Origin of the sequence: Streptomyces calidiresistens (assembly GCF_014141525.1) — a bacterium.
Classification (GTDB): Bacteria; Actinomycetota; Actinomycetes; order Streptomycetales; family Streptomycetaceae; genus Streptomyces; species Streptomyces calidiresistens.
On sequence record NZ_VKHS01000446.1, the window covers coordinates 1 to 4620 of the forward strand.

General features: G+C 69.2%; 4 protein-coding genes. 2 read left to right on the forward strand and 2 right to left on the reverse strand.

Annotation, left to right across the window (positions count from 1 at the left end):
* A partial coding sequence (locus tag FOE67_RS17285) for an SDR family NAD(P)-dependent oxidoreductase (protein WP_182665289.1) occupies nt 1-600 on the forward strand: 600 nt, incomplete at its 5' end.
* Between the two features lie 293 nt (nt 601-893).
* The gene (locus tag FOE67_RS17290; protein ID WP_182665292.1) at nt 894-1976 is read left to right on the forward strand and encodes a TerC family protein; all 1083 of its coding nucleotides are present in this window, start codon (nt 894-896) and stop codon (nt 1974-1976) included.
* Between the two features lie 90 nt (nt 1977-2066).
* Here the strand turns inward: FOE67_RS17290 and FOE67_RS17295 are convergent, their stop codons facing one another.
* Together FOE67_RS17295 and ctaD are read right to left on the reverse strand one after the other, a co-directional pair.
* Entirely contained in the window at nt 2067-2501 is a 435-nt protein-coding gene (locus FOE67_RS17295; protein WP_182665294.1) for a hypothetical protein, read from the reverse strand.
* Between the two features lie 16 nt (nt 2502-2517).
* Nucleotides 2518-4311 carry an aa3-type cytochrome oxidase subunit I gene (ctaD, locus tag FOE67_RS17300; RefSeq protein WP_228473982.1) on the reverse strand — a complete coding sequence of 598 codons (1794 nt, stop codon included), beginning with the start codon at nt 4309-4311 and terminating at the stop codon, nt 2518-2520.
* Nucleotides 4312-4620 lie beyond the last annotated feature (309 nt).

Below are 4620 nucleotides of genomic sequence, written 5' to 3' on the forward strand. Positions count from 1 at the left end.
GGGCCGGGCTGGGAGCGGCAGTTCGCCGTCAATCACCTGGGCCACTTCGTCCTCGTCAACCGCCTGCGGCCGGCCTTCTCGGAGGACGGGACGCGGGTGGTCTCGGTCTCCTCGGCCGCGCACCACCGTTCACCGATCCGCTGGGACGACCCGTGGTTCGGGGACGGCTACGACAAGTGGGAGGCCTACGGGCAGTCCAAGACGGCCAATGTGCTGTTCGCCGTGCACCTCGACGCCCTGGCCCGCGACGCGGGGGTGCGGGCGTTCTCGCTCCACCCCGGCGCCATCGCCACCCCGCTCCAACGGCATCTGCCGCGCGAGGAGATGGTGGCGGCCGGGTGGATCGACGAGGAGGGACGGGTGATCAACCCGGACTTCAAGACGCCGGAACAGGGCGCGGCCACCCAGGTGTGGGCGGCGACCTCGCCGCACCTGGTGGATCTCGGCGGACTGTACTGCGAGGACTGCGACATCGCGGTGCCCGCCGACCGGGCCGAGCCCCCGGCGGCCGGGGTCGCGGATTACGCGGTGGACCCCGGGCAGGCCGAGCGACTGTGGGCGTTCTCGGCGGAGTTGACGGGGGTGGACGCCTTCCGCTGAGGGTCGGTCACCCGGCCCGGGAACGGGCGGGGGCCCGCCGGGGCGACGGTGGTGCCCGCCGTGGTGTCGGTCCGTCACCGGACGCGCTTCCGCGGCGGCGACGGGGTCCCGGCGGGTACCGGCCGAATAAGGGGCGCACAGCCGTCAGGGGCTCGACATACGCGGTGGAATGATCCGACGATGAGCGGGTAACGGCGGAACGACGGGCGCCGTCCGGGCGGCCGGGGGGCCTCGTGGCGTGATGATCCGCCACCCGTGCCGGACGACAACGGAAGAGAGGACGACCGCTTCCGATGGAGGAACTCTCCTTCGCCGTGCCCTTCTGGGTCTGGGTGGCCGTGAGCGCGGCCATCGCCGTGATGCTCGCCATCGACCTCTTCATGCACCGCGACAACCATGTGATCGAGTTCCGCGAGGCCGCGATCTGGAGCGGTATCTGGATCGCGGTCGGCCTGGCCTTCGGGCTGGTGCTGTGGGCGTGGCAGGGCGGTGAGGTCGCCGGCACCTACTACGCGGGGTATCTGCTGGAGAAGGCGTTGTCGGTGGACAACATCTTCGTCTTCGCCCTGATCTTCACCTTCTTCGCCGTGCCCGCCGGTTATCAGCACAAGGTGCTGTTCTGGGGCGTGGTGGGCGCCCTGGTGGCGCGGTTCGTCTTCATCTTCCTCGGCGCCGAGCTGTTGAACACCTTCTTCTGGACCGCCTACCTGCTGGGTGGCTTCCTGGTGTGGACGGCGTGGAAGATGCTCGTCTCCAAGGACGAGGAGGTGCACCCGGAGCGCAACCCGGTGGTGCGGATCGTGCGTCGGATCATCCCCACCGATCCCCGGTACCACGGTGCCCGGTTCTTCGTGCGGCTGAACGGCCGTCGGACGGCGACCCTGCTGTTCGTCGCGCTGATCGCGGTCGAGGCGAGCGACCTGGTCTTCGCGGTGGACTCGGTGGGCGCGGTCCTGGCGATCACCACCCACACCTTCCTGGTGTGGACGGCCAACGCCTTCGCGATCCTGGGCCTGCGCAGTCTGTACTTCTGCCTGGCCGGGCTGCTGCGGCGCTTCGAGTACCTGCACTACGGGCTCGCCGTGGTGCTGGCGTTCGCCGGGGTGAAGCTGATCCTCTCCGAGACCCCGGTGGGCAAGCTGCCCATTCCGCTGACGCTCGGGGTCATCGTCGTCACCCTCGGGGTCTCGATCGTGTGGTCCCTCATGGCCACCCGGGGGCGGGGGTTCACCGGTGGCGACGGGGACGGCCCGGGCGGCGCGTCCGTCGAGGCGATCGGTTCCGACGGGGAGAGGTTGCGCACCGCCGACGGCTCCGGGGACCCGGAGGGCCCCGCCGGCCTGAGCGCCCCGGGGCCGCGCACGCCGCCGGGCTGAGCGGCGGCCCGGGGTTTCCCGGCGACGACGACGGACGCCCCGCGCACCGGTTCACGGCCGGTGCGCGGGGCGTCCGCCGCGTCGGGGTGATCAGGGGGCGTGGACGGCCGGCTCCGCGCAGGTCCCGGGCGCGCAGGTCGTCACCGGCCCGGTCCCGGCCGGTGCGGGGCCCCGCGTGTCGGCGGGGCCCCGGGGGGTCGCGGGACAGGCGGAGAGGGTGAGCCCGCCGAGGACGACGGCGAGCGCCGCGCACACCACCCGTCGGCGCAACTGCCGGTAGCGGGCGGTGTACTCGGCCCGCAGTTCGTGGCAGCGTTCGGTGACGGCCCGCAGGGTGCGTCGGGTCAGGGCCATGCGCTCCTCGGCGTACAGCCGGACCAGTTCCTCGCGCCGCTCCCCGGTGAGCCAGGGCATCCGGTCCGCGAGGGCCTCGCCCTCGGCCCGGGCGGTGCGCAGTTCGGACTGGACGAGGAGATAGCCCTCCAGCTGGTTGATCCCGGCGGCGACGTCGCGATCGTGCGGCACGGCGACCCTCCGGCGGTCAGGGCCGCTCGCGGCCGGATCGATCGGACCCGTCGGGCTGATCGCCGCGCCCCTCCTCGCCGACGCTCTCCGGGTCCCGGGGGGCGCCGGGTCGGTCGAACAGCGCCTCGTCGGTGTCCACGGCGTCCCGGCCGCCCGCCATGTGCTCCTCGCCGAGCGCGGAGACCCGGGGATGGTGCAGGTCGAAGGCGGGGGATTCGGAACGGATCTTGGGCAGGGTGACGAAGTTGTGGCGGGGCGGCGGGCAGGAGGTCGCCCACTCCAGGGACCGGCCGTAGCCCCAGGGGTCGTCCACGGTGATCCGTTCGCCGTACTTCCAGGTTTTCCACACGTTGTAGATGAAGGGCAGGGTGGACAGCCCGAGCAGGAACGAGCCGATGGTGGAGAAGGTGTTCAGGCCGGTGAAGCCGTCGTTGGCCAGGTAGTCCACGTACCGGCGGGGCATCCCCTCCGCGCCCAGCCAGTGGTGCACCAGGAAGGTGGCGTGGAAGCCGACGAACAGCGTCCAGAAGTGGATCTTGCCCAGGGTCTCGTCCAGCATCGTCCCGGTGAACTTCGGCCACCAGAAGTGGAATCCGGCGAACATCGCGAAGACCACCGTGCCGAAGACCACGTAGTGGAAGTGGGCGACCACGAAGTAGGAGTCGGTGACGTGCCAGTCCATCGGCGGCGAGGCCAGGATGACGCCGGTCAGACCACCGAAGAGGAAGGTGACGAGGAAACCGATCGACCAGAGCATGGGGGTCTCGAAGCTGAGCGAGCCGCGCCACATCGTGCCGATCCAGTTGAAGAACTTCACCCCGGTCGGTACCGCGATGAGGAACGTCATGAAGGAGAAGAAGGGCAGGAGCACGGCCCCGGTGGGGTACATGTGGTGCGCCCACACGGTCACCGACAGGCCGGCGATGGCGATGGTCGCCGCCACCAGGCCGACGTAGCCGAAGATCGGCTTGCGGCTGAAGACGGGCAGGATCTCGGACACGATGCCGAAGAACGGCAGCGCGATGATGTAGACCTCCGGGTGGCCGAAGAACCAGAACAGGTGCTGCCACAGGATCGGGCCGCCGTTGGCGGGGGAGAACACCTGGGAGCCGAGGACCCGGTCGGAGGCCAGCGCGAACAGGGCGGCGGCCAGCACCGGGAAGGCGATGATCACCAGCACGCTGGTGAGCAGGACGTTCCAGGTGAAGATCGGCATCCGGAACATCGTCATGCCCGGTGCCCGCATGCAGATGATCGTGGTGATGAAGTTGACCGCGCCCAGGATGGTGCCGAAGCCGCTGAGGATCAGCCCCATCACCCACATGTCGCTGCCCACGCCGGGGGAGTACACCTCGGTGGACAGGGGGGTGTAGGCGAACCACCCGAAGTTGGCGGCGCCCTGCGGGGTGAGGAAGGCGCCCACCACGATCAGACCGCCGAAGAAGAACAGCCAGTACGACAGGGCGTTCAACCGGGGGAACGCCACATCGGGGGAACCGATCTGCAACGGCATGATGGCGTTGGCGAAGCCCGCGAAGAGCGGGGTCGCGAAGAGCAGCAGCATCACCGTGCCGTGCATGGTGAACATCTGGTTGTACTGCTCGTTGGAGAGGATCTGATTTCCGGGCCGGGCGAGTTCCGCCCGAATCAGCAGCGCCATCACGCCACCGATGACGAAGAAGCCGAAGGCGCTGACCATGTACAGCGCGCCGATTTTCTTGTGATCGGTCGTGGTCAGCCAGGCGACGACGAGCGCACCCACCGATTTCGGTTTCGGTTCATCGAGGATGGTGGTGCGTTCGGAGGACATCACCATGGACTTCTCTTCTCTGCTCGGGGATGACGACCGGGTCGCCTTTTCGCGCTCTCCGATGGTGTAGCACCGGCATTCCGGAAACCGTCGTCATTCACCCGGACGGGCGTGTTGAGAAGTCGTCGTGGAGGCGCGCGGGGGAGTGGGAATGGCGTTTCTCTCACGAAAATTTCATAGGAAAATCGCTGGGAAATGAGTCGTCCGGGCCTCTCGAGTAGGGTCATGGCATGGGGAACGGGGACAGGGCGGACACGGTGAACAGGGTGGACACGGTGGACAGGGGGAACAGGGGAACGGGGGGAACGG

Coding starts and splice junctions, on each gene's coding strand:
- FOE67_RS17290 (WP_182665292.1), top strand. CDS start 894: ATGGAGGAACTCTCCTTCGCCGTGCCCTTCTGGGTCTGGGTGGCCGTG.
- ctaD (WP_228473982.1), bottom strand. CDS start 4,311: ATGTCCTCCGAACGCACCACCATCCTCGATGAACCGAAACCGAAATCG.